The sequence below is a fragment of the Nesterenkonia halobia genome (assembly GCF_039536005.1).
Classification (GTDB): Bacteria; Actinomycetota; Actinomycetes; order Actinomycetales; family Micrococcaceae; genus Nesterenkonia; species Nesterenkonia halobia.
Map to the genome: position 1 here is coordinate 26,063 of NZ_BAAAYG010000014.1, position 24,739 is coordinate 50,801.

General features: G+C 71.9%; 15 protein-coding genes. 5 read left to right on the forward strand and 10 right to left on the reverse strand.

Annotated elements, in window-relative coordinates:
* Nucleotides 1-34: 34 nt before the first annotated feature.
* The 3 genes from ABD652_RS12555 to wecB all read right to left on the reverse strand — a co-directional run bounded on the left by ABD652_RS12555 (nt 35) and on the right by wecB (nt 6,582).
* Nucleotides 35-1,438 carry an MFS transporter gene (locus ABD652_RS12555; RefSeq protein ID WP_344721893.1) on the reverse strand — a complete coding sequence of 468 codons (1,404 nt, stop codon included), beginning with the start codon at nt 1,436-1,438 and terminating at the stop codon, nt 35-37.
* A gap of 128 nt (nt 1,439-1,566) precedes the next feature.
* Nucleotides 1,567-5,322 (reverse strand): chromosome segregation protein SMC, encoded by a 3,756-nt coding sequence (gene smc, locus ABD652_RS12560; protein WP_344721895.1) that lies wholly within the window; start codon nt 5,320-5,322, stop codon nt 1,567-1,569.
* 102 nt (nt 5,323-5,424) lie between these two features.
* A complete protein-coding gene (gene wecB / locus ABD652_RS12565; protein ID WP_425574584.1) occupies nt 5,425-6,582 on the reverse strand; it encodes a non-hydrolyzing UDP-N-acetylglucosamine 2-epimerase in 1,158 nt (385 codons plus the stop codon).
* 205 nt (nt 6,583-6,787) lie between these two features.
* On the opposite strand from wecB, the gene ABD652_RS12570 reads away from it, so the two are divergent.
* Nucleotides 6,788-7,894, forward strand: coding sequence for a hypothetical protein (locus ABD652_RS12570; RefSeq protein ID WP_344721899.1), 1,107 nt, complete (start codon nt 6,788-6,790; stop codon nt 7,892-7,894).
* Between the two features lie 39 nt (nt 7,895-7,933).
* Here the strand turns inward: ABD652_RS12570 and ABD652_RS12575 are convergent, their stop codons facing one another.
* Nucleotides 7,934-8,959, reverse strand: a complete 1,026-nt coding sequence (locus ABD652_RS12575) for a hypothetical protein (RefSeq protein ID WP_344721901.1) — start codon at nt 8,957-8,959, stop codon at nt 7,934-7,936.
* Nucleotides 8,960-9,208: 249 nt separating this feature from the next.
* Nucleotides 9,209-10,213, reverse strand: coding sequence for a hypothetical protein (locus tag ABD652_RS12580; RefSeq protein WP_344721903.1), 1,005 nt, complete (start codon nt 10,211-10,213; stop codon nt 9,209-9,211).
* A gap of 27 nt (nt 10,214-10,240) precedes the next feature.
* Here ABD652_RS12580 and ABD652_RS12585 point away from each other — a divergent pair, with 27 nt between their 5' ends.
* A complete protein-coding gene (locus ABD652_RS12585; protein WP_344721905.1) occupies nt 10,241-11,293 on the forward strand; it encodes a hypothetical protein in 1,053 nt (350 codons plus the stop codon).
* 168 nt (nt 11,294-11,461) lie between these two features.
* Entirely contained in the window at nt 11,462-13,876 is a 2,415-nt protein-coding gene (locus ABD652_RS12590) for a glycosyltransferase (protein WP_344721907.1), read from the forward strand.
* Here ABD652_RS12590 and ABD652_RS12595 read toward each other — a convergent pair.
* Nucleotides 13,848-16,559 (reverse strand): glycosyltransferase, encoded by a 2,712-nt coding sequence (locus tag ABD652_RS12595; protein WP_344721909.1) that lies wholly within the window; start codon nt 16,557-16,559, stop codon nt 13,848-13,850. The genes ABD652_RS12590 and ABD652_RS12595 overlap by 29 nt on opposite strands.
* A 282-nt stretch (nt 16,560-16,841) precedes the next feature.
* On the opposite strand from ABD652_RS12595, the gene ABD652_RS12600 reads away from it, so the two are divergent.
* Both ABD652_RS12600 and ABD652_RS12605 read left to right on the forward strand, forming a co-directional pair.
* A complete protein-coding gene (locus tag ABD652_RS12600) occupies nt 16,842-17,804 on the forward strand; it encodes an ABC transporter permease (protein ID WP_344721911.1) in 963 nt (320 codons plus the stop codon).
* A complete protein-coding gene (locus ABD652_RS12605; protein WP_344721913.1) occupies nt 17,801-18,766 on the forward strand; it encodes an ABC transporter ATP-binding protein in 966 nt (321 codons plus the stop codon). The genes ABD652_RS12600 and ABD652_RS12605 overlap by 4 nt, the downstream gene beginning before the upstream one ends.
* Nucleotides 18,767-18,890: 124 nt before the next feature.
* Here the strand turns inward: ABD652_RS12605 and ndk are convergent, their stop codons facing one another.
* From ndk to ileS, 4 genes are all read right to left on the reverse strand, one after another.
* Nucleotides 18,891-19,304: a nucleoside-diphosphate kinase gene (gene ndk, locus ABD652_RS12610; protein WP_344721915.1), complete on the reverse strand. Its 414-nt coding sequence runs from the start codon at nt 19,302-19,304 to the stop codon at nt 18,891-18,893.
* Nucleotides 19,301-19,771 carry a DUF4233 domain-containing protein gene (locus ABD652_RS12615; protein ID WP_344721917.1) on the reverse strand — a complete coding sequence of 157 codons (471 nt, stop codon included), beginning with the start codon at nt 19,769-19,771 and terminating at the stop codon, nt 19,301-19,303. The genes ndk and ABD652_RS12615 overlap by 4 nt, the downstream gene beginning before the upstream one ends.
* Nucleotides 19,772-19,774: 3 nt before the next feature.
* A complete protein-coding gene (locus tag ABD652_RS12620; RefSeq protein ID WP_344721919.1) occupies nt 19,775-21,178 on the reverse strand; it encodes a bifunctional folylpolyglutamate synthase/dihydrofolate synthase in 1,404 nt (467 codons plus the stop codon).
* 134 nt (nt 21,179-21,312) lie between these two features.
* Nucleotides 21,313-24,627 carry an isoleucine--tRNA ligase gene (gene ileS / locus ABD652_RS12625; RefSeq protein WP_344721921.1) on the reverse strand — a complete coding sequence of 1,105 codons (3,315 nt, stop codon included), beginning with the start codon at nt 24,625-24,627 and terminating at the stop codon, nt 21,313-21,315.
* Between the last annotated feature and the right edge of the window lie 112 nt (nt 24,628-24,739).

Consider the following 24,739-nt stretch of genomic DNA (forward strand, 5'->3'; position numbering starts at 1 on the left):
CCGATGCCTGAAGCCTCTGCCGCGTCCCCGTTCCTCAGTCGGCCGGTGCCGTGCGCCGCAGCGTCTCCGGAGCGGCCGACCAGGCCCCGGCGCCGATCAGCATCACCACCCCGGTCAGTCCGAAGGCCCAGCCGTAGCCGAGGTGGTCGACGATCAGCCCGGCGAGCAGCGGGCCGGTGATCGAGCCCAGGTCCTGGGTCATCTGGAAGGTGGAGACCACGGAGCCGCCGTTGCGCCCCTCCCCGACCACGTCGGCGATGGCGGCCTGCTGCGAGGGGTTGACCAGCCCGGTGCCGGCGCCGGCGATCAGACTCAGCAGGATCAGCACCCAGGGCTCGGGGGCGACGCCGTAGAGACCGGTCATCACGCCGGCGACGAGCATCCCGACGATGATGGGCGGACGGCGGCCCCATCGGTCGCTGCGTTTGGAGAAGAACAGCACCGAGGCGACGTTGCCGCCGGCGAAGACCGCCAGCACGACGCCGGCCAGCTGGGAGGAGTCGACCAGCCAGCCGGCCCCGGCGAAGGCCGAGGCGGCGAAGAGCGGCACCATCGAATTGCGCATCCCGAAGGTGGCCCAGCCGTTGGCGAAGCCGGCGGTGAGCACCGCGCGATAGCTGGTGCTCCGCCAGGCCTCGGACAGCGTCGCCTTCTCCCGAGTGTCGGCGCGGCCGCGGTCCTCCAGGCGCGAGCGCCGGAGCATGAAGAACACGATCATCGCCGCGACCACCAGTGCCGCACCGTAGATCAAAAACGGCACATGGGGACCGAAGACCAGCAGCGCGGAGCCGACCAGCGGGCCGACGACGTTGCCGATGAGGAAGGCCGAGGCGTAGGCGCCGGAGACGCGGCCGCGGATCTGCGGCGGCGACTTGCGCGCCAGATAGGTCATCGCCGAGACGGTGAAGAAGGTCGAGCCGATGCCGCCGACGGCGCGGAAGAGCAGCAGCGTCTCATAGGTCGGCGCATAGGCGGTGGCCAGCATCGAGGCCGCGACGATCAGCAGCCCGATCACGTAGACCGGGGTCTCGCCCAGCTTCTGAGTCAGCCGTCCGGAGACCGGGGCGAAGGTCAGCCGGAACAGCCCGAAGGCCGAGACGACCGCTGAGACGGCCATCGCCGAGACGCCGAAGCGCGAGGCGTACTGCGGCAGGATCGGGGCGACGATGCCGAAGCCGATGGCGACCACGAAGGCCGCGAGGATCAGCACCTTCAGCTCCGGCGGGATCGGGATGCGCGCCGGCGAGCCGGCGGTCGTCGCCTCGGGGCCCGACTCGGGGCCCGACTCGGAGCCCGCCTCCGAGCCCGCCTCTGGGCCGGCCTCCGAGCCCGCCTCGGAGCTCGTGGCGGAGGCGCCGTCGGGGCCGCCGTCCGGGCTGTCCTCCGGCTCCTCGCCGGGGGTCTCGCCGGTTTTGCTGCGCAGTCCGCCGCCGGACATCGACACGCTCCTGGGGTCTCGGGGGATCAGCTCTCACGCCGCCGGCACGACGGCGGACACCTCGTGGACAACGGCGCGACGGGCCGCAGTGTTCCCGCCCTGCCCCGTCCCCGGGCGGACGCCGACGCTCACCGCCCGGCCGGGATCTGCGCGGACGCGGGCTCCTCCGCCGGCGTGCCAGCCGGCTCGCCGTCGTCGTGGCCATGATTCTGGCCATGGTCCGGGCCGTCGCCCTGACCATCGCCCCGGCCCTCGCGCCGCCCGGGGTCCAGCCGCTGCGAGATCACCCGGGTGGAGCCGTCCTGGCGCATCGAGACCCCGTAGAGCGCGTCGGCGACCTCCATCGTGCGCTTCTGGTGGGTGATGACGATCAGCTGCGAGGCTTCGCGCAGCTCCTCGAAGATCACCAGCAGCCGCGAAAGATTGGTGTCGTCCAGCGCGGCCTCGACCTCGTCCATGACGTAGAACGGGCTCGGCCGGGCCTTGAAGATCGCCACCAGCAGCGCGACCGCCGTCAGCGAACGCTCTCCGCCGGAGAGCAGCGAGAGCCGGCGGATCCGCTTGCCCGGCGGCCGCGCGTGGACCTCGATGCCGGTGTTGAGCATGTCCTCCGGGTGGGTGAGCTCCAGCTTGCCCTCGCCGCCGGGGAACAGTCGGGCGAAGACCCGCTCGAACTGCTCGGCGGTGTCCCGCCAGGCCTCGGTGAAGACCCGCTCGACGGTCTGGTCGACCTCGGCGATGATGTCCATCAGGTCCTGCCGCGACTTCTGCAGGTCCTCCAGCTGCGACTGCAGGTAGCTGTGCCGCTCCTCCAGCGCCGCGTGCTCCTCCAGCGCCAGCGGGTTGACCTTGCCCAGGGCCTTCAGGTCCTTGCGGGCGCGGGCCAGGCGGGCCTCCTGCTCGGCGCGGTCGAAGGGGCGGGCGGTCGCCTCCTCTGATGCTTCGGCGGCGCCCTCCTCGGAGCCGGCCTCGGACCCTGTCGCATCCCCCGCGGCGGCGTCGGGGTCCGGCACCGGCTGGTCCGGTCCGTAGTTCTCGATGAGGTACTCCGGGGTGAGGCTGAGCTCCTCGTGCCCGCGCTGCTCGGCGGCCTCGAGGCGGTGCCGCAGCTCCGTGCGGGTCAGCTCGGCCTGGTGCAGCCGGGCGGTGACCTCCTCGAGCTCCTCGGCCTCCCGGGAGCGACCGGTCCGGAGCTCCTCGATGCGCCCGCTCAGCTCGCGGTGGCGGCTCCAGGCCGCCTCCTGGGCGTGCTGGGCGGAGGCGAGCACCGTGTCGATCCGCTCGACGGCGGCCTCAGCCTCGGTCTGGACCTGCTCGGCCTCGCCGGCGCGCCGGCTGCGCCGCTCGGCGACGCGGCGGGCCTCCTCGCGCCGGGACTCCTCGGCGGTCGCGCTGCGGCGCAACGAGGCCGCGCGCTCCTGCAGCTGGGAGTGCTGCTCCTCGGCCGCGCGCAGCGCCAGCCGGGCGTCGACCTCCTCCCGCCGCCGGGCCGAGGCCTCCTCGGAGAGCCGGTCGCGCTCGGCCGTGGAAGGGTCCTCGTCGACGTCGTCGGACTCGGCGGCCTGCAGCCGCGCCTGCGCCTCGTCGAGCTGCTCCTGGGCTTCGGCGCGCGCGGCGACGGCCGCCTCGATCTCGGCGCCGGCCTGGGTGATCCGCTCCTCGGCCCGGGAGAGCTCGGTGGAGAGCCGGCCGAGCTGCTCCGTGGTGGCGGTCAGTCGCGCGTCGTTGGCGTGCAGCGCTTCCAGGGCCTCGTCCACGCGGGTCGCGGCGGCGGTGACCTGCGGCTCGCGCTCCTCGACGGCGGCGACGACCTCGGCGAGCTCCCCCTCGGCCGTCTGCAGCGTCTCGGTGAGCTCATTGATCTGGGTGGTGATCGCCAGGTCGGAGTTCTCCAGCGCGGTGCCGCCGACCCGTTCGCCGGCGCGGAGGATCACCCCGGAGGAGGTGACCACGGAGGAGACGCCGTCGCGCGCGAGCAGCTCGGCGGGCTCGACGCCGGCCTCCGCCTCGTCGTCGACGAGCACCACCCCGGCCAGCAGCCGCTGCAGCGGCGCGGCCAGCTCGGCGTCGACGGTGACGGCCTCCAGCGCGCGCAGCGCCCCCGGCGGCAGGCTGACCGCCGCGGCCGGATCCCCGCCGGCCGCGGCTCCCCCGGAGTCACCCCCGGAGTCGGCGAGCGGGTGGACCAGGTGAGCGCGGCCGGCGTCCTGCTCGGCCAGCCAGCTCAGCGCCGCCTCGGCCGACGGCGCGTCCTCGGCGACCAGGGCGGTGTCCAGCGTCCCCAGGCAGGTCGCCACCGCCTTCTCCCAGCCGCCGACGACGGCGAGCCGGTCGGCCAGCGGGCCCAGCAGCCCCTCCGGGCGCCGGTCCTGCAGCGCGGCGGCGCCGTCGCGCGGCGTGCGCGCGGCCGACAGCCCGGAGAGCCGGGCGCGATACTCGCTGACCGAGGACTCCAGCCGTCGACGCCGCTCGAGCAGCTCCTCGTGCTGGCCGCGCAGCCGCTCATAGTCGGCGTGGGCGCTCTCGTAGGCGGCGTCGAGGTCCTCCTCGCCGGTCTCGACCTCGGCGACCTGCTGCTCCAGCGTGGTGAACTCCGCCCGGGCGCGCTCCTGGTCGGTCTGCGCAGTCTCGCGCTGCTCCTCGGCGCGCCGGCGACGCGCCTCGGCGGCGTCGATGCGGCCCTGGGCGGTGTCCACCCGGCCGCGCAGCGTCGCCAGCCCGGCCCGGCGGTCGGCGACGGCGCGCAGCTGCTCGGTGAGCCGGTTCTCCTCCTCGCGCAGCGCCTGTTCGGCGGCCTCCCGCCGCTCGCCGGTCTCGCGCAGCGTCTGGCCGGCGGCCTCCACGGCGGCCTGCTGCTCCTCGGCGTCGGCGCCGACCTGCTGCGCCTGGGCGCGCAGCTGCTCCGGGTCCTTGCCGGAGGTGTCGACGACCGCCGAGGCATGCAGGCTTCGCGCGCGCTCGGCGGCGACCGAGGCCACCGAACGCAGCCGCTCCTGGGCCTGGGCCAGCCGGTGATGGCCGGCGACCAGCTGCTCGGCGCGGCGCCGCTGGCCGCGGGCCTGCTCGTCGAGCCGGGAGATCTCGGCGTCCTGCGCGGCCAGCGAGGTGCGCAGCTCCTCCGCCCGGGCGGTGTCGGCCTCCTCGCCCTGTCCGGACTCATGCAGCGCCGTCGCCGCCTGGACCAGGTCGTCGGCGATCAGTCGGGAGAGCGCGTCGCGGACGTCGTGCTGGATGCGCTGGGCGCGGCGGGCGACCTTGGCCTGGCGTCCCAGCGGAGCCAGCTGGCGCGAGATCTCGGTGATGAGGTCCTGCAGCCGCTCGAGGTTGCCCTCCATGGAGTCGAGCTTGCGGACTGTACGCTCCCGCCGACGACGGTGCTTGAGCACTCCGGCGGCCTCCTCGATGAAGCCGCGGCGCTGCTCGGGGGTCGCATGCAGGATCTGGTCCAGCTGTCCCTGGCCGACGATGACGTGCATCTCCCGGCCGAGGCCGGAGTCGGAGAGCAGCTCCTGGATGTCCAGCAGCCGGCACTTCTGCCCGTTGATCGTGTACTCGCTGCCGCCGGTGCGGAACATCGTCCGCGAGATGGTGACCTCGGTGTACTCGATCGGCAGCACGCCGTCGGTGTTGTCGATGGTCAGCGACACCTGGGCCCGGCCCAGCGGCTGCCGTTCGGCGGTGCCGGCGAAGATCACGTCCTCCATGGACCCGCCGCGCAGGGATTTCGCGCCCTGTTCGCCCATCACCCAGGCCAGCGCGTCGACCACGTTGGACTTGCCCGAGCCGTTGGGACCGACCACGGCGGTCACACCGGGTTCGAATTCGAAGGTGGTCGCCGAGGCGAAGGACTTGAAGCCACGGATCGTCAGCGTCTTCAGGTGCACGCTCGGCGCGCCTCCCTCCTCGGGGTGGTGGATGCTGCGGGTCTCGTCGGCGGGACGGGGCTCATGGTGTTCGGCGTCTGATGGTCGGCGTCCTGGCGGGGCTCAGCCCTGCGGGGCGAAGTCGGGCAGCCGCTCCCCGAACCCGAAGAGCCTCTCGATCGCCGCGACGGTGCGCGCGGCCGCCGCACCGTCGCCGTAGGGGTTCACCGCGTTGGCCATGGCGGCGTAGGCGGTCGCGTCGTCGAAGAGCGTCGAGACTTCCGAGACCACGCGGTCCTCGTCGGTGCCGATCAGTCGCACGGTGCCGGCGTCGACGGCCTCGGGGCGCTCCGTGTTGTCGCGCATCACCAGCACCGGTTTGCCCAGGCTCGGCGCCTCCTCCTGCACGCCGCCGGAGTCGGTGAGGACCACAGTGGCCAGGTTCATCAGGCGGGTGAACTCCCCGTACGGCAGCGGCTCGGTGACGATGACGTTCTCATGGCCGGCCAGGGCAGGCAGGATCGCTTCGCGGACCACCGGATTGCGGTGGGCCGGCAGCACGATCAGCTTCTCCGGGTGGCGCTCGGACAGCCGGGCCAGCGCCCGGCCGACGCCCTCCATCGCCGCGCCCTGGTTCTCCCGACGATGGGTGGTCACCAGCAGCACGTCGCGGCCGGAGGCGGCGACCTCCTCCAGCTGGGGGTCGGCGAAGGGCACCTGCTGCGCGGCGACCTCCAGCAGCGCGTCGATCACCGTGTTGCCGGTGACCACGATGTCCTCGGACGCGATCGCCTCGCGCTCGAGATTGGTCCGCGACTGGGAGGTCGGCGCCAGGTGCAGCGCGGCGATCTGGGAGGTCATCCGACGATTGGCCTCCTCCGGGAACGGGGAGGCCAGGTCGAAGGAGCGCAGCCCGGCCTCGGCGTGGATCACCGGGATGCCGCGGTAGAAGGCGGCCAGCGCGCCGGCGGTGGTGGTCGTCGTGTCCCCCTGCACCACCACGGCGTCGGGCGTCTGCGCGTCGAAGAGCTCGTCGAGGCCGTCGACCGTGCGGGTGAGCACGCCGTTGAGCGTCTGGCGCGGCTGGATGATGTTCAGGTCGTGGTCCGGGACGATGCCGAAGAGCTCGTTGACCTGGTCGAGCATCTCGCGATGCTGGCCGGTCACGGTGACCTGACAGTCGAAGTGGTCGCTGGCGTGCAGCGCCTTGACGATCGGCGCCATCTTGATCGCCTCGGGCCGCGTGCCGTAGATGGGCATGATCCGTTTCACGGGCTCCATCCTACTCACCGGCGCTCTCCCCGCCGGGGCGACGCCCCGGAGGCTCCGCCACGGTGCCGGGAGTCACGCCCTCGGACCCGTGCTCCGAGACGCCCCTTGGTAAACTCGTCCGAGTCCGGCCCCGCCGGCCCTGCCCCGAAAGGTCTCCATGCGCAGAAACTCGCGTCTCGACGTCCGGCCCCTGCCGACGAAGGAGCTCTGACCCGTGCCCCGCGTGAGCGACACCGCCCGACCTTCCGGGCCCGCACCTGGCTCGACGACGTCCCCGACGGACGCGTTCGAGGTTCTGCGGACATTCCTGGCCGAGCACGGCGGCGGAACGCCGGTCGACTACAGCGAGACCCGGGTCCAGTCCGCCGCGACGTTGCTCACCCGGGCCGCCCGCCGCCGGAAGCTGGGCGTCAGTAAGGTCTACCGCAATCATCAGATCATCACCGGCGGCGGTCGCGTAGTCGGCGGCTTCGCCGGTCACCTGACGAGCCTGGCCAGCGACGAGGCCGACCGGGCCGCGCTCTCCATCCCCCGCGTGCGCGGGTTGCTGACCCGCGCCGGAATCCCCATCCCTGAGGGGAGCTGGTTCGCCCCGGAGGACGTCGAGGCCGGCGCGGCCTGGTTCTCGGAGCTCGGTGCCGAGGCGGTCGTCAAGCCGGCGTTCTCGCAGGACGGTGCGGGCGTCACCCGGCACGTCCGCGACGGCGAGACGTTCCGCGCCGCCTGGGAGAACGCCGTCTCCCGCCGCGGCGAGGCGGTCGGGGCGGATTCCGCCGTCGTCGTCGAACGGCACCACTCGGGGCTCGATCTGCGAGTGTTCGTCGTCGGCGAGGAGCTCGTCGCCGCGATGGCGCGGGTCCCGCTCTTCTGCCTCGGCGACGGACGCCGCACAGTTCGCGAGCTGGCCTCTGAGGCCGCGGCGCGCCGCGAGGCCCATCCGCGGCTCGGCACGCATGCCCACGATGCGCTCGCCCACGCAGAGGCGTCCGGAATTCCGCTGGACGAGATCTCCGAGGACGGCCGTCCCTACCTGCTCGGCGAGGACGTCGCGGCGCCGGCCGGCGGCGTCACCGTAGACGTCACCGGAGCTCTCGGAGAGGAGCTGCAGACTCTGGCCGTGGATGCGGCCTGGGCCGTCCCGGGGTGCAAGGCCGCCGGCGTCGATCTCCTGGTGCAGGGCCTCGAGAGCGTCGGCGAAGCCGTCGTCCTCGATGTCGATGCCCGGGCCGGGATCGCGGCGCATCAGTACCCGTGGATCGGCCGACGGCGGGCCGTGGCCGACGCCATCGTCCAGCAGATGGCGGCGACCACACGGGGCTGATGCGACCTCAGGCCCCGGGGTCGGCCCTGGCCCCGCCGCTCACTCCGCCGCGGAATCCTGCAGCATGCGGATCATCTGCCGAGCCGCCACCGTCCGCATCTCGCCGTCGCCGTCGACGGGACGGTGCCCCGGAATGCGTCGGGCATCATCCAGATCTCCGTGGACCGCAGTGGCATGCTCCTGAAGCATCTGCAGCTGCTGCTCGTTCCAACTGGTCACCAGCTCCTCGGACTCCTTCGGCAGCGTGATGCGTCCGCCGCCGTCGGCTCCGCCGGCCAGGGGGAAGACCGCGTGCTTGAGGTACCACCGCCGGAGCCGGCGGGCGCGCTCGCGCGAGACCCCGCTGTCGCGGATCTCGATGTTCATCTGCTGCAGCAGGCGTGCGCCCTCGTGGGAGAGGGAGACATTGGCGTCCGAGGCCGGCACCGAGGTGTCCGAGACCTCCGGCACGTCCGCCGCCTCGCTGAAGAGATCCCAGAGGCTCCGGCCGTCGGTCGAGTCGCGCGAGGGGACCACCGCGACGTGAACCGGCGCCCAGCGAGACCACCGTCGCACCACGTCTCCGAAGACGTAGGCGTTCCAGACGGGCGTGCTGTCGTCCCGGTGCCCGGCCGACCGCTCGATCATCTCGGGCAGAGTCTCGGTCTTGCCCGTCTTCAGCAGCTGCTGCCAGATCGACGGCAGGAGGCTGGGCAGCCCTCGGAGGGTCATCACGATGCGGTCCGGCACGGCCAGACGGCCGATGAGCCGCTCGACGGCGTCGTCGTCCAGCGCGGCCAGCGTCTCGGCCGAGACCATCACTCGGCGGCCTCGAGCCAGGTCAGCCTGCACCCGGTCGGCCATGCTCCGCGCAAGATCCTCGTAGGGCGACGCGTCCTCGATGTGGTAGATGTCCGATCCGCAGAGGCCGTACACGGCGTGCTGCTGGTTGAGCCGCTTCCCCGGGTAGGACCATCCGGCCTCGACCAGCTCGCGCCGGTTCTGGGCCAGGATGCCCTGGACGAAAGTCGTCCCCGTCTTGGGCGTCCCGATGTGCAGGACGAATCGGCCCGACTCTTCACTCACGATGCATGCTCCTCTGCGCTGACGACACGCGCCGCTGGCGGATCACGTGTGACGGTGGCTGACGATCGGTCCCGGGGAGTCTGTCCAGGATCCCGGTCTCGCACGCTGGGGCGGAGACCGCGCTCGATGATACCGGAGCATGGCCGCGGAGCTCTGCGACATGCCGTCGCCGCAGGCGTCTCGCCGTCGATGGGGCCGGGCCGGCCGGAGGACGGGCGAGCAGTCGCCGGCGGTCGTGTGCGGTCAGCGCTAGACCGCGCGGGCGGTCGCCGCCCGGTGGACCTCGGCGTAGGCGGCGACGGTCGTCTCGAGGCCCCGGCCCGCGAGATTCGGCCGCGCGTCCCGCTCCGTGCCGCGCAGCTCGGAGACGGCCTCGTCGAGCACCTCGGCGGTGATGGGGCCGTCGTGCGTCAGGACCCAGCCCGGACCGACTTCCTCGGCGAGCCGCCGCGCGGCGGCTCCGTCGGGCAGCAGCACCGGTCGGTCCATCGAGAGCACGGTGAAGAGCAGACCCTGGTCGACGAGCGAGTCGATCGCCGGCAGCACGACGAGTTCGGCGCCGTCGACCTCGCGGATCACCTCGGCGTCGGAGAGCGTCTCCGTCCGCGCAGTCACCCGTCCACGGCTCCGCCGGATCGCCCGGGGGAGCAGGGTCTCCAGCGTGGGGTCCTCCTCGCCGGCGATGCGCAGCGAGAGGTCCGGGGTGTCGGTGACCGACAAGACCTTGAGCGGCCCCTCCGCCGCCCGGCCGACGCCGGCGCGCGCGACGCAGAGGATCCGGCCCGGCACCTGCTCCCCGCGGGGGTAGCCCAGGAAGCGATCCCGGTGGTGGGCGTGGGGGATGACCACCGTCCGGCGCGGGTCCGGCGTCGGCGTCACCTCGTCCAGCGCGACGAAGGTGCTCGTCACGCGGTCGAGGATCGCCAGCGCCTCGTCGTCGGGACGCTCCGGGCCGACGACGGTCCGGACCAGAGCGATCCCCCGGTCCCGCAGGTCGTCGGCGGCCTCGGTCGCCGCGGCGACGCGCTCAGCGGGCTTCCGGTCCCTCCCGCCGAGGAATGCGTCGACGTCGCAGACGTGGACCACGTCCACGTCCCGCGCCCGATAGGAGCCCATGAAGAAGGTGAACTCGACCTCCGAGAGGTCGTCGCCGACGATCTGGTCGACGTAGGCCGTCATCGGCGCCGGGGGTCGATGCCCCACGGAGACTCGCAGGGGACGGCGTTCGTCGGCGGGAGCAGTCACATCGGGCACCACGTCATCATATTAGAGTGGAGCGTGATGAGCGCAAACACCATGCAGGACGTATACATCCCCCTGGGCGGCCAGGACGACAACCTCGGCGACTCCGCGCTGCGCGCAGGCTACTTCGCGGCGGCGCAGGGGGACGGACGCCGCTTCCACGTGCAGCTCGGCGCCCCGCGGAGCACCGACTATCTCACCGGTCTCCCCCTGCGTCCCCAGGACGCCCTCTACTACAGCGACGCCGAATGGATCGACGCCAGCAAGGCCGCCTCCGGTGCGGTGCTCCTCTACTACGCCGGCGAGGTCACGCCGCGGGGCGGCACCTACCCCCACCGGCGGACCGCCATCCAGCTGCAGAAGGTGATCGAGAACGGCGGCACCGTGATCATCGCCGGCACCGGTCTGAAGGACCCCTCGGCCGTGGACGAGTCGACCTTCCATCCGGTGCTGCGCGAGGCCTCGATCGTCTCCTGGCGCGACCGCCCCTCCCGCGACGCGGCCGGATTCGGCGGCGTCGCCCCCGACTGGGCCTATTCGCTGGGCACGCCCACCTCCGACTGGGCGCCGACCGACTCCCGTCCGCTGCTGGCGGTCTCGATGCGCTATGACCGCGCCTGGCCCGACGAGTCCTGGATCCGGGCCGTCCGGGACCTCGCTGCACGGACATCCACCCGGATCGTGACGCTGGCGCAGGTGGCCCGCGACGCGCCGCGCGCGGTGCGTCTGGCCGAGCGGCTCGGCGGCGAGTACCTCGTGCCGCGCAGCATGGGGCATGCCGACCTCGACGCCCATGCGCGCGAAGTCTACGGCCGATCGCTGACGGTCATCAGCGACCGCGCCCACGGCCTGATCATCGGCGCGACCGAAGGGGCACTGCCCCTGGGGTCGGCGGCGAACCCGCAGAAGATCCGACGCCTGCTCGACGCCGCCGGACTCGGCGAGCTCGTCGGCCGGTACGAGCAGCTGCCCGAGTTCGGCGAGCAGCTCGCATCCCGCGTTCCCGGCGTCGCCCCGGCGATCGACAGTGCCCGCGCGGACCTCGCCGACCTGGCGCTGCGCATCGACGTGGCGATCCGAGCCCAGGCCTGATCCGCGGGCACCAGTCCCACGCCCCGCCGCACAGACGATCGTGGCCCGCTCTGACCGCCCGATAGGATGGCCGCGGTCGGGGCACGCACCGTCCCCGACCCGGCGTCCCGTCCCTCCGGCGGATCCGCCGCCCGCTGTTCGATCCCGCTGACCGACGATGGAGCATCTATGCACCCCTCTCCCCTGGTATCGATCGTGATGCCGGTGTTCAACGACGAAGACTGGATCGCCGAGGCCCTGGAGAGCTGCCTGGCGCAGACGCTCGAGCAGATCGAGATCATCTGCGTCGACGACGCCTCGACGGACAGCACTCCGACGATCATCGAGCGGTACCAGCGGGACGATCGGCGCATCCGACTCATCCGCCAGCAGGAGAACCGGTCGGCGTTCCAGGCTCGCCGGGAGGGCATCCTCGCGGCTTCGGCGCCCTACACTCTGTTCCTCGACGGCGACGACGAGCTGGACCCCCGTGCGGCGGTGAAGGCCGTGGCCAAGGCCCAGGCCACCGACGCCGACCTCGTCGGCTTCGGCGTCGCCGTCTTCGGCCCGGACGGCCGCGCGGTGGGCGGCTACCAGAAGCGGCTGCAGCCCACCCGCACTGAGCTCGAGGGCGCCGACATCCTGCGCACCTTCTTCCCCGTCGGCAAGCCGGCGCAGGGTCAGCTGTGGCGATTCCTGTTCACCACGCAGCTGCTGCGCGACGCCTACGAGCTCTTCCCCGAGGACCTGACGCTGCCGCGGGTCAACGATCTGCCGATCACCTTCGTCGCGCTGGCGGCGGCCCAGCGATACGTGTCGACCCCCGAGCACCTGTATCGCTATTACTTCCGGCGCGGCGGCAGCGGGCACCACGTCGAGGAGCTGGCCCAGTTCGAGTTCTACGCCGCCGGGATCGACTCGGCGGAGAGCATGGCCCCGGCGGTCCGGACCCTGGCCCGGAAGACCCCGGACCCCGAGCCCCTCCTGGACGGCTATGCCTCCACCCGCCGGTCGATCATCGGCGGCGTGCTCAACTACATGCTCAAGAGCTCGGACGAGGAGCTCCACGCCGCCTGCCTCGACCATCTGCGCGGGAAGGTCCCCGCGACCGACCTGGTGCTGGCCGCCGCTGAATTCGCCCCCGACGCGCTGACGGCGCTCACCCGGCAGGGCACGCGGATCGAGCTCGAGGGCCGGTCGGTGCAGAACGTGCTGCTGACCACGAAGGCGCTGACCACCGGAGGCGTCTCGCAGGTGATCCTCGCCCAGGCGCACAGCCTGGTCGAGGCCGGCTACGGCGTCACCATCGCCGCCCGGCGGCCGGGCAGCGTGCTCGACGGCCTCCCGCAGGGTGTGCGCTTCGTCGAGCTGGAGGGCAAGCTGCCGGCCCGCCTGGAGCAGTGGGAGGACCTCTGCCGCGACCACGCCGTCGACGTGGTCATCGATCACCAGATCCTCTACAGCAAGGACTGGTCCGCCCTGGCCGAGATGGCCCGCGCGGTGGGCGTGCCGACCATCGGATGGGTCCACAGCTTCGCCCTGCGTCCGGTGTACAACCTGCGGGATACGCTCTCGTTCATCCAGCACCGCCTCAACGCGCTCTCCACCCTGGTCACCCTCTCCCCGCTCGACGCGGCGTTCTGGACCCTGCAGGGCGCGCCGCACGCAGTGCACCTGCCCAATCCGCCGTCGCCGCTGCTGCGCGAGGCTGCCGCCGCTCCGGCGCAGGCCTCGGCCCCCGAGGACCGGCTCGAGCTGGTCTGGTGGGGACGTCTCGAGGAGCACACCAAGCAGGTCAGCGAGCTCGTCGCCGTCGCCGGCCAGCTGCGCCGGCTCGGCGTCGACTTCCACCTGTCGATCATCGGGCCGGACTCTGCCGACTGCACCGGAGAAAAGCTGACGGCCATGGCCCGAACGCACCAGGTGGCCGACCAGGTCGACGTCGTCGGGCCGCTCCGCGGACAGCAGCTGCTCGACGCGATCGACGCGGCGCACCTCTTCGTCACCACCAGCATCATCGAGGGCTACCAGCTGACCCTCGCCGAGGCTCAGGCCCGCGGCCTGCCGGTGGCGATGTACGAGCTGCCCTGGCTGAGCCTGGTGCAGGACAACCACGGCATCATGGCCGCCCCGCAGGGCGACGCCGAGGGGCTGGCCCGGCAGATCGCGGCGCTCGCCGAGGACCCGGACCGCTACGCCGAGCTCTCCCGCGCCTCGCTGGAGGCTTCGCAGCACGCCCTCTCCCCCGACTTCACCGCGCTCTACCAGCAGCTCATCACCGGGACGCTGCCGGCGGAGCGCTCGCCGCAGCCCACGTTGGACGACGCCCGGCAGATCCTCGACTGGATGGTGTTCTACAGCGAGCGCCACGCCGGCGTGCTGGAGAAGCTGGCCAAGGCCTCGTCGCCGGGCTCCGCGTCAGCCGACGGAGCGCGGCGCTCGAACGGCGCCGGGCGGAAGAAGCCGAAGGAGTCGGATCTGGTGCTGCGACTGCGGCCGGTCGCGCGCCGCGTCTACCGGCACGCGCCCTTCATGCGTCCGGTGGGACACCAGGTGAAGCGTGCCGGCGGCAGGGTCAAGCGCCGGCTGAACCTGGACCTGTGATCGGCGCGGAGCCGAACTGCGCCAGCCGCCGCACATAGGCGGCGCGACCGCGCTCCCGCTGCAGGAAGTCCGCGCCGCGACGACGCTGGGCCTCGCGCTCGGCGTCGTCGCGCAGCCGGTCCAGCTCCTGGGGCACCCGGCCGGCCTCGCAGCAGACGATCGCCTCGCCGTAGACCTCCTCCAGGGCCGGCGGACCGAGGCAGACCACGCCCGCGGCGAGCGCGTCGAGGATGCTGGGTTCCAGCGTCTCGTCCCAGACGTCGCCGGTGAAGCAGAGCAGCACATCGATCTCGGCGAGATACTCGCGGAACGTGGTCTCGCCGGGGTCGGCGACATGCCAGCCGTCCGGCAGCTCCTCGGCCGAGTCCAGGACGCCGCGACGCACCAGCTCCTGCCGGTCGGCGCGCAGCGAGATCTCCGCCGAGCCGTCCTGCGGGAAGAGCCCCTCGCGCTCAGCACGACTCGTCGGCCAGGACAGCTCCCCCTCGTCCCACGGGCGGCCGAGGATCAGCGAGCTCGATGAGCCCTCCGCGCGCGCCCGACCCGGCGTCGTCTCCGGCATCAGCTCCGGCGCCGCGCTCGTCCAGTCGACGTCGGCCAGCTCTCCGGGCGGGACCACCTCGGCGAGGCGGCCGCGCACCACGCTGGACTGCGGCGCCCAGCGAGGACGGCGCCCGAAGAGCCGCCGGCAGTTCTCGGCGACGTCCTCGACCTCGTAGCCGTGGTGGACCCGGCTGAGCGTCGCCGGCAGCTGGTCCGCCACGACGACGATCTCCCCGGCCTCCAGCTCCGCCGGACCGTCCGGGACCAGCTGCAGCGTCGTCGGCCAGTGGACGACCAGCAGACCGACGGAGGCTCGCCGCCGCAGATGGAGCCGGTCGACACGACCGTCGAGGACCATCCGGCGCAGCGCCGGAGCCATGCGCCGCTTCGCGGCCTCGCGGAACAGACCGTTGGCCAGCGGGACGACGCCGACTCTCAGCCCGGCCGCCAGCGCGGCCTCGATCTCCTGCTCCAGGGCCAGCGAGTTCCCGCCGCGGAGCCCGCACTCGGAGAGGTGGACGACGTCGTAGTGCGGCACCTCCGCCGCGTCGTGGCCCGGGAGGAAGGACGGCGGGGCGATCCACCGCCGCTCGTCCTGGCTCTTCGGCAGCTGCGGCGAGGCTCCGGCGGCGATCTCCTCGTGCCAACCGGCATAGGCGTCCTGATACATCTCACGATCCGGGTGCCAGTAGCCCAGGCCGAAGTCGCTGGAGGTGAGATTCCCCTCCCCCAGCAGCGAGATCGCCATCGGCACCATCGCCTCCGGGACGACCCGCATCCCGTAGACGGTCTCGCAGCGCGCCCGGTACTCGGCATCGGCGGACTTGCGCACCTCGTCCCAGTACCCGAGGGTGTCGCGCACCTCCTCGCGGCGGAACATGGTCGAGGCGAAGCTCGGATGCACCGCGCGGTCCGGGCCCCAGCGGATCAGGAAGCGCAGGTCGTCGTCAGCCCGGATCCAGTTCACGATCGACGCCGGCCGCTCGGGGTGCTCGATCAGCTCCCGGGCCTGCCGCTCGAGCTTCTGCGGATGGTGCCAGTCGTCCTTGTCGGCGATGGTCACGAACTCGCCGCGGGCGCGGTCGAAGCCCTCGTTGCGCACCGCATAGGCGCCCCGGTTCTCCTCGCGGAGCACCACCTGCACCCGCGGGTCGGCCTCGGCGAAGGCCTGCACCCGCGCCCGGTACGGCGTCGGCGTCCCGTCGGCGAAGACCGTCGGCGAGGCGTCGTCGATGATGAGGATCTCCAGATTCGTCCAGCTCTGCCCCAGCAGCGAGCGGAGGGCGACGTCGGTGGCGGCGTCCGGCTCGTAGAGCGGCATGATGACCGAGATCAGCGGCAGTCCGTCCTCGACGGCGGGGGCCGTCTCGGCCCGCAGCGAGCCGAAGGACGGCGCCCGGCCGTCCTCGAGCTCGAGTCCCACCAGGCCGTGCTCGGCGTAGACCCCGTTCAGCCGCTCCAGCCACGCAGGACGATCCGCCGAGATGCCGGTCACCGCGGGGTTGACGGAGTTCAGCTGCAGGAAGCGCTGCGAGCAGGCGCGCTCGGCGTTCTCCTCGGACTGCTCGAGGACCTCGCCCGCCCGGGAGAAGCGGCCGGACCAGGTGAGCAGGTCGGAGTACAACGAACGATCCACGCCCTCGAACCCGTCCTCGACGCCTTGCTGTGCGTCGACGAGCTGATAGAGCCGCAGCGCGGTGAGCAGATCGCGCTCGCCGAGCCGCTGGCTGTAGAGCACCCGGGCGAGGGCGAGGACGCCGGGGCGCCAGAGGGCACGGTCCAGCTGCTTCAGCCGGTCGTGCTGGTCCTGCTGGTCCTGCTGGTCCTGCTGACCGGACCCGTCCGGCGCCAGGAACGCCTGGTCCACCGCCCGCATCAGTCGTCGCAGATCCATCGTCTCCCGCGAGGCGCAGAGCGCGAGGACATCCCGGGCACCGTGCGAGCGCGTGCCGCGGGCGTAGCGGGTGAACCACTGCAGCTGCCCCGGACGTGTGCGCAGCTCGCGCGACCAATGCTCCAGCACGTCGTCCACCGGCAGGTCACGACGCTCGCCCCCGCGACCGACGAGGGCGGGCAGCGCCGCCCGGGCGCCGCGGACCAGGCTGCGAGCGGGGCGGGAGAGAGTGCCGACGAGAGTCACGGCGAAGGGTCCTCCGGGTCAGGGACGGGTATCGTGCTCGGAGACCCTCAGTCTAGAGGAGCTCCGGCTGGGTCGCGGCAGGACTTCTCGACGCGGCACCGGTGACCGCAGAAGGTCGCTCACGCGGAGGACGACGGTCCCATGGCGGGACCTGCCGCGCTGTTAGAATGACGTGCGCTCCGACGCCCGGTCGGAGGCGACGGAAGACCCGCATTGATCGCCAGAAGGGACGTCATGATGGCTGCACCACCCAGGCACCGCGCCAGGAGGGCGCGGGGTGCCGTGGATGCTCCTGAAGCCGAGGCGGAAGCCGCCGCCGGCCCGGGTCCCGCCGCTCGCGACGTGCCCGCGGAGCCGGCGGCGCAGACTGTGCAGCTGGACGGCTCGCCGCTGATCCGTGTGGGAGCCCGCCCCGGGCTGCTGACCTATCTGCGCGAGATCTGGGCGTTCCGGCATTTCATCTTCTACGACTCGCATTCGCGCGTCGCCTCGTCGAACAGCTCGGATTCGCTGGGGCGCGTGTGGATGGTGCTGAATCCGCTGCTCTTCGGCCTGGCCTACTTCTTCATCTTCGGCCTCCTGATGCAGACCGGCCGCGGCGTGCCGAACTTCATCGGGTACCTGGTCATCGGCGTGTTCACGTTCCGCTTCTTCACCTCGGCCGTCAGCGGCGGCGGGAAGTCGATCTCGGGGAACAAGAATGTCGTCCAGGCCTTCAACTTCCCGCGCGCCTGTCTGGTGATCTCCGCGACAGTCCGCCAGCTGCTGTCGTCGGTTCCGGTCTTCTTCGTGATGGCCGCCCTCGTCCTCGCCATCGGTGACATCAAACTCGACGGCGCCGAGCAGATCCCGGTGCGTCTGAGCTGGTACTGGCTGCAGTTCTTCCCCGCCATCGCGCTGGCGCTGCTGGTGATGCTGGGATGGTCCCTGGCGCTGGCCCGCGCCGTCGACGCCGTCCCCGACGTGGCGCATCTGATCTCCTTCGGCACCCGGATCATGTTCTACACCTCAGCGGTGTTCTTCGGCATCAGCCGCTGGGAGTCCCGCGGGCTGGACGCGATGATCGTCGTCATGGAGCTGAACCCGCTCTACTGCGTGCTGGACATCATCCGCCAGGGATGGCTCTATGAAGAGATGGCCGACCCCTTCCGGTGGCAGGTGCTCGGCGCCTGGGCCGTCGGTTCGCTGATCATCGGCTTCATCATCTTCTGGCGCGGCGAAGAGACCTACGGCAGGGAGCGATGACGACCACCACCACGATCCTCGACGACGAGCTGGACGACGACGCCCCGGAGGAGCTCCTCCAGGACGAGACGCCGCCGGAAGACGCCCATCTCAAGTCCATCGCCGTCGTCGCCGACGGCGTCTCGATGACCTACCGAGTCCGGTCGGCCACGGAGCACCTGCGGTCCCGCGGGCGGTTCTCGCGAGCTCTGCGTCGCCTCTGGGGCTCGGGCCAGACCGAGATCCCCGCTCTGCAGGACGTGAGCTTCACCGTCCGCCGCGGCGAGACGGTCGGAGTGATCGGCACCAACGGTTCCGGCAAGTCCACGCTGATGAAGCTGCTGACCGGCAAGGTCCGGCCCACCGCCGGCGAGGTCTACGCCACCTCCACTCCTGTCATGCTCGGCGTCAACGCCGCCCTGGTGAAGTCCGTCTCCGGACGGGAGAACGTCAAGCTCGGCTGCCTGGCGATGGGGCTCACCCCGGAGCAGGCCGACGCGAAGTACGACCTCATCGCCGAGATCTCCGGGCTGGACGAAGCACTGGACCTGCCGCTGAAGACCTACTCCTCCGGCATGGCCTCGCGCCTGCAGTTCGCCATCGCCACCGCCGTCGACCCCGACATCCTGCTCATCGACGAGGCGCTGAACACCGGCGACGCCCAGTTCCGCTCGCGCACCAAGAAGCGGCTGGACGAGGTCCGCGAGCAGGCCGGCTGCGTCTTCCTGGTCTCCCATTCGCTGGGCACGATCCGCCAGATGTGCACTCGCGTGCTCTGGATCGAAGAGGGCAGGCTGCTGGCCGACGGCGACCCGGCCTGGGTCTGCGAGCAGTACTCCGAGTACACCGGCCACCACTCGGCCGGCCGCCCGCGCTCGGCCCGCATCGTCTACGAACGCACGCGGCAGCAGCTCGAGCCGGTGCACATCGACTTCGCCTCCGGAACCCGGCCCAAGCGGGCTGCGAGCGGCTCACAGCGCTGACCGGTGCGGCCCGGGTCGGAGCCGGCGCAAGCTCCGTGAGGACGGGACACGGCTCTGCACATGACGGCGGGCCCCGGGATCGATTCCCGGGGCCCGCCGTCGTGCGTCGTCTCGCGGCTGGGACTCAGCCGAACCAGATGCCGATCTCGTGCTCGGCGCTCTCCGGCGAGTCGGAGCCGTGGACCAGGTTCTTCTGGACCTTCTCCCCCCAGTCGCGGCCGAGGTCGCCGCGGATGGTCCCCGGCGCCGCCGTCGTCGGCTCGGTGGAGCCGGCCAGCGACCGGAAGCCCTCGATGACGCGGTCGCCCTCGGCGATCGCGGCGACGACCGGGCCGGAGAGCATGAAGTCCACCAGCGGCTGGTAGAAGGGCTTGCCCTCGTGCTCGGCGTAGTGGGCGGCCAGCTGCTCGGTGCTCGCCTGCAGCTGCTGCAGGGCGGTGATCCGGTAGCCCTTGGCCTCGAGGCGGCGCAGGACCTCGCCGGTCAGCCCACGGGCCACCGCGTCGGGCTTGATCAGGATCAGCGTGCGTTCAGTCATTCGGGAGTCTCCTCACTTCCGGTCTGTTCGGCGCCCTCGGCCTCGGCGGCCAGACGCTCTTCCTCCCTGTATCTTTCCATCTTCTCGCGGTCGAGCTGTCGCCCCTTGACCACGGCGAACCACCAGCAGCCCAGGAAGATCGCCCCGAGGACGTAGGTGTAGCCGAACGGGTCGAAGATCCCGCCGGCGATGACCACCAGCTGCAGGACCCAGCCGAGGACGAAGCCCAGCGGACGGCGCAGCAGCGCGCAGGTGAGCACCATGACGACGGCGACGACGAGCGAGCCGGCCAGCAGCCAGCCGGCGTGCGACGCGTCGCGGTTCAGCCCCCACATCGCCAAGCCGTAGAAGACCATCAGCAGCGCCTCCAGGCAGAGCACCGAGGAGGCGAACATCACCCGCACCGACCGGGGCGGGCGCACCATGCCCGGCCGCCACTCGCGCTGGGCGCGGGTCCGACGCGCCACGGCTCAGCCCTCCCCGCCGGACAGCAGGGTGCGAGCCTCCCCGACCACGGTGATCGAGCCGGTGATCAGCACTCCCCCGGCCAGCGCGTCGTCGGAGGTGTCGGCGCGGGAGACCGCCCAGTCGAGGGCGTCGTCGAGGCGCGCGGTGACGTTCATGTTCTCCTCGCGGAAGCCGACCTCCAACGCCAGCCGTCCCAGCTCCTCGGCGGGGATCGCCCGCGGCGAGGTCGACTGGGTGAAGCAGATGTCCTCGACCAGGTCGTCGTACTCGCGGTGCAGGACCGTCAGGATCTCGCGGGCATCCTTCTCCTCCAGGATGCCGACCACCAGCGCCAGCCGCCCGAGCCCGAAGCTCTCCTTCAGCGCCTGGGCGGAGGCCTCGACGCCGGCGGCGTTGTGCGCGGCGTCGACGATGATGCTGGGGCCGGTCCGCAGGGTCTCCAGCCGGCCCGGCGCGGTGATGTGCTCGCAGGCCAGCTGCAGGTTCTCCAGGACGAGCTCCTGCTGACCGCCGCCGATGAAGGCCTCCAGCGCGGCCACGGCGACGGCGAAGTTCTCCGCCTGGTGGGCCCCGTGCAGCGGCAGCAGCAGCTCCGGGTAGCGGCCGGCGATGCCCTGGACGGTCACCTGCTGGCCGCCGACGCCGGGAGTGCGCGACTCCACGCCGAACTCCACGCCCTCGAAGCGGAAGTCGACGTCGGCCTCGCGGGCGGTCTCGAGCAGCACGTCGGCGGCCTCGGGGATCTGGGCCGCCGAGATCAGGAAGCCGCCGGACTTGATGATGCCGGCCTTCTCCAGGGCGATGTCACGCTCGGAGTCGCCCAGCAGGTCGGTGTGGTCCAGCGAGATCGGGGTGACGACGTCGACGACGCCGGAGGCGACGTTGGTCGCGTCGGTGATCCCGCCGAGGCCGACCTCCAGGACCATCACGTCCACCGGGGCGTCGGCGAAGACCGCGAAGGCCAGGATGGTCAGGCATTCGAAGTAGGTCAGCGGCACCTCGCCGCGCTCGGCGAGCCGCTGGTCGACCATCGTCAGATGCGGACGGATCTCGTCCCAGATGCGCACGAAGGTCTCGTCCTCGACCGGCTCGCCGTCCAGGCAGATCCGCTCGGTGACCCGGGAGAGATGCGGCGAAGTGTACCGGCCGACGCGCAGGTCATGGGCCAGCAGCCCGGCCTCGATCATCCGGGCGGTCGAGGTCTTGCCGTTGGTGCCGGTCAGGTGGATCACCGGCGCCGAGCGGTTGGGCTCGCCGAGGATGTCCATGGCCATCTCCATGGGCTCCATCCGCGGCTCCATCTTGTTCTCCGGGGCGCGGGAGAGCAGCTCGGCGTAGACGCTGGCCACCGAGAACCCCTCGACGGGCTCGGACGCGCTGTCCGGGGAGGACTCGAGGTCGGACATGTCTGGACTCCTGTGTCTCGGCCGGCGGCCGGCCGTCGTGTCGTCGACGCCGCGGCGTCGTCGGGGTTCCTGGTGCTGGTGCTGGGTCCGGTGCTGGGTCCGGTGCTGAGCGTGCTGCCGGGCCGTGCGGCGGGTCAGACCGTCGCGACGGTGACCAGCGGCTCGCCGGCGGCGTCGTCGGCGACCAGCTGCAGCTCGGCGGTCAGAGTCTCGGCGCGCACGAGCTCCTCGTGGGCGCGCACGGCGGCGGCTGTGCGCTCGTCGGCGGTGATCGTGGTGCGGATGCGGTCGGAGACGTCCAGGTCGGCGTCCTTGCGCGCCTGCTGGACCGAGCGGACGACGTCGCGGGCGGTGCCCTCGGCCAGCAGCTCGCCGGTCAGCGAGGTGTCCAGCACCAGGAAGCCGTCGACGGCGTCGAGGACGGTGACCGCCGCCTCGGAGAGCTCGTCGGAGACGGTGGTGCTCAGCGTGTACTCGCCCTCGGCGAGCTCCAGGCCGCCGGCGACGACGACGCCGTCCTGCATCTGCCAGTCCCCGGCCTTCGCGCCCTGGATGGCCTGCTGCACGCCCTTGCCCAGGCGCGGGCCGGCCGCGCGGGCGTTGACCACCAGCTGGCGGCCGATCCCCCAGTCGGCGGCCGAGACCTCGGAGGCCTCCAGCAGCGTGACCTCCTTGATGTTGAGCTCCTCGGCGATGATCCGCCGGTGGGTGCCCTCCAGCGCGGCGGCGTCGGGGACGACGACGGTCAGCCGCGCCAGCGGCTGGCGGACGCGCAGTCCGGCCTGCTTGCGCAGCGAGGAGGCGGCCGAGCAGATCGCCCGGGTGGTCTCCATCAGCTCCACGGCGCGGTCGTCGCGCAGCTGGTCCTCGGTCTCGGGCCAGTCGCTCAGGTGCACCGAGCGGCCGCCGGTCAGGCCGCGCCAGATCTCCTCGGCGGTCAGCGGCAGCAGCGGGGCCGCGACCCGGGTGAGGGTCTCCAGCACCGTGTGCAGCACGTCGTAGGCGGCGAGGTCCTCCTCGTAGAAGCGCTGGCGCGAACGGCGGATGTACCAGTTGGTCAGCGTGTCGCAGAAGCCGCGCAGCGCCTCGCAGGCGGCCGAGACGTCGTAGGCGTCCAGCGCCTCGGTGGTGCGCCGGACCAGATCGCCGAGTGCGGCGAGGATGTAGCGGTCCAGCGGGTTGTCGACGTCCTCGGCGGTGACTGTGGCCGCCCGGTGGCCGGCGCCGTCGTTCGCGGTGTTGGCGTAGAGGGTGAAGAAGTGCCAGGCGTTCCACATCGGCAGCAGCACCTGGCGCACGCCCTCGCGGATACCCTCCTCGGTGACCACCAGATTGCCGCCGCGCAGGATCGGGCTGGACATCAGGAACCAGCGCATCGCGTCCGAGCCGTCGCGGTCGAAGACCTCGTTGACGTCCGGGTAGTTCTTCAGCGACTTGGACATCTTCTGCCCGTCGGAGCCCAGCACGATGCCGTGGCTGATCACATTGGTGAACGCCGGGCGGTCGAAGAGCGCGGTGGCCAGGATGTGCATGGTGTAGAACCAGCCGCGGGTCTGGCCGACGTACTCGACGATGAAGTCCGCCGGGTGGTGGCCCTGCTCGAACCACTCGCGGTTCTCGAAGGGGTAGTGCACCTGGGCGAACTGCATCGAGCCGGAGTCGAACCAGACGTCGAGGACGTCGGGCACCCGGCGCATCGTCGAGCGCCCGGTCGGGTCGTCGGGGTTCGGCCGGGTCAGCTGATCGATCCACGGCCGGTGCAGATCCGGCTCACCCTCAGCATTGCGCGGGTAGTCGCCGAAGGCCTCCTTCATCTCCTCCAGCGAGCCGTAGACCTCGGTGCGCGGGTGCTCGGGATCGTCGGAGACCCACACCGGCAGCGGGCTGCCCCAGTAGCGGTTGCGCGAGATCGACCAGTCGCGGGCGTTCTCCAGCCACTTGCCGAACTGGCCGTGCTGCACGTGGGACGGGATCCAGTTGATCTGCTCGTTGAGCTCGAGCATCCGCTCCTTGACCTGGGTGACGGCCACGTACCAGGAGGTGACCGCCTTGTAGATCAGCGGGGTGCGGCAGCGCCAGCAGTGCGGATACGAGTGCACGTGGGACTTCTCGCGGACCAGCCGGCCGTCGGCCTTGAGCACGTTGATGATCGTGCGGTTGGCCTCGAAGACCTGCACGCCGGCGATGTCGGCCAGCGGGGCGTCGCCGTCGGGCGTGGGCTCGGCGAACAGCGGCAGGAACTTCGCGCCGTCGTCGATGGAGAGGATCACCGGGATGCCGGCCTCCTCGCTGGAGCGCTGGTCCTCCTCGCCGAAGGCCGAGGCCTGGTGGACCAGGCCGGTGCCGTCGGAGGTGGTCACGTAGTCCTCGACCAGCACGCGGAAGGCGTGCTCGGTGCCCCAGACCTCGGCGTCGGCGTAGTAGCGCCACAGCGGCTCGTACTCCAGCCCGGCCAGCTCGGCGCCCTGGTAGCGGGCGACCACCGCGGCGGAGGCGGCCTCGGCGGCGCTGTGATCCTCGCCGTCGACGAAGCCCAGATCCTTCGCGTAGGCGCCGACCAGATCCGCGCCGAGCAGATGCCGGCCCGGCAGCGGCCCGTCCTCCGGGGCCTCGACGACGACGTACTCGACCTCCGGGCCGACGGCGACGGAGAAGTTGGTCGGCAGCGTCCAGGGGGTGGTGGTCCAGGCCAGCAGGTTCACCCCGCGCAGCGCGTCCCCGTGGGCGCCGCCGCCGGTGATCGGGAAGGTGACCGTCACCGAGGGATCCTGGCGCTCCTGGTAGACCTCGTCGTCCATGCGCAGCTCGTGGTTGGACAGCGGGGTCTCGTCCCGCCAGCAGTAGGGCAGCACGCGGAAGCCCTGGTAGGTCAGGCCCTTCTCGTGGAGCTGCTTGAACGCCCAGACGACCGACTCCATGTACTCGACGTTGAGCGTCTTGTAGTCGTGCTCGAAGTCCACCCAGCGGGCCTGGCGGGTGACGTAGTCCTCCCACTCGGCGGTGTAGCGCAGCACCGAGGCGCGGCAGGCGTCGTTGAAGGTGTCGATCCCCATGGCCTCGATCTCGGCCTTGTCGGTGATCCCCAGCTGCTTCATCGCCTCCAGCTCGGCGGGCAGCCCGTGGGTGTCCCAGCCGAAGCGGCGCTCGACCCGGCGGCCGCGCTGGGTCTGGTACCGGGCGACGAGGTCCTTCACATAGCCGGTGAGCAGGTGGCCGTAGTGCGGCAGGCCGTTGGCGAAGGGCGGGCCGTCGTAGAAGACGAACTCGTTGGGCGCGCCGTCGACCTCCGCCGGGCGGTTCTCCACCGAGGCGCGGAAGGTGTCGTCGCTGCTCCAGTCGGCCAGCACCCGCTCCTCGACCGCCGGGAAGCTCGGTGAGGCCGCGACGGCGCGGTCGGTCCCGGCCGAGGTCGCGCGGGGGTACAAAGGAGTGGGGTTCTGCTCGGTCATGGAGTCCGTCCTGAGGGTCGCTGCACTGGTCGCTGGGTCCTCACGAGGACGCCGTCGTCCCGTGGGTTCGCATCCCACGCGCCCGCCGACGCGGTACCACCTCGCTTGTCCG

What these genes read in the sequence shown, in the direction of transcription:
- wecB (WP_425574584.1), bottom strand. Translation starts at nt 6,582, where the DNA reads ATGGAGCCCGTGAAACGGATCATGCCCATCTACGGCACGCGGCCCGAG.
- ABD652_RS12590 (WP_344721907.1), top strand. Translation starts at nt 11,462, where the DNA reads ATGCACCCCTCTCCCCTGGTATCGATCGTGATGCCGGTGTTCAACGAC.
- ABD652_RS12585 (WP_344721905.1), top strand. Translation starts at nt 10,241, where the DNA reads ATGAGCGCAAACACCATGCAGGACGTATACATCCCCCTGGGCGGCCAG.
- ndk (WP_344721915.1), bottom strand. Translation starts at nt 19,304, where the DNA reads ATGACTGAACGCACGCTGATCCTGATCAAGCCCGACGCGGTGGCCCGT.
- ABD652_RS12620 (WP_344721919.1), bottom strand. Translation starts at nt 21,178, where the DNA reads ATGTCCGACCTCGAGTCCTCCCCGGACAGCGCGTCCGAGCCCGTCGAG.
- ABD652_RS12555 (WP_344721893.1), bottom strand. Translation starts at nt 1,438, where the DNA reads ATGTCCGGCGGCGGACTGCGCAGCAAAACCGGCGAGACCCCCGGCGAG.
- ABD652_RS12605 (WP_344721913.1), top strand. Translation starts at nt 17,801, where the DNA reads ATGACGACCACCACCACGATCCTCGACGACGAGCTGGACGACGACGCC.
- ileS (WP_344721921.1), bottom strand. Translation starts at nt 24,627, where the DNA reads ATGACCGAGCAGAACCCCACTCCTTTGTACCCCCGCGCGACCTCGGCC.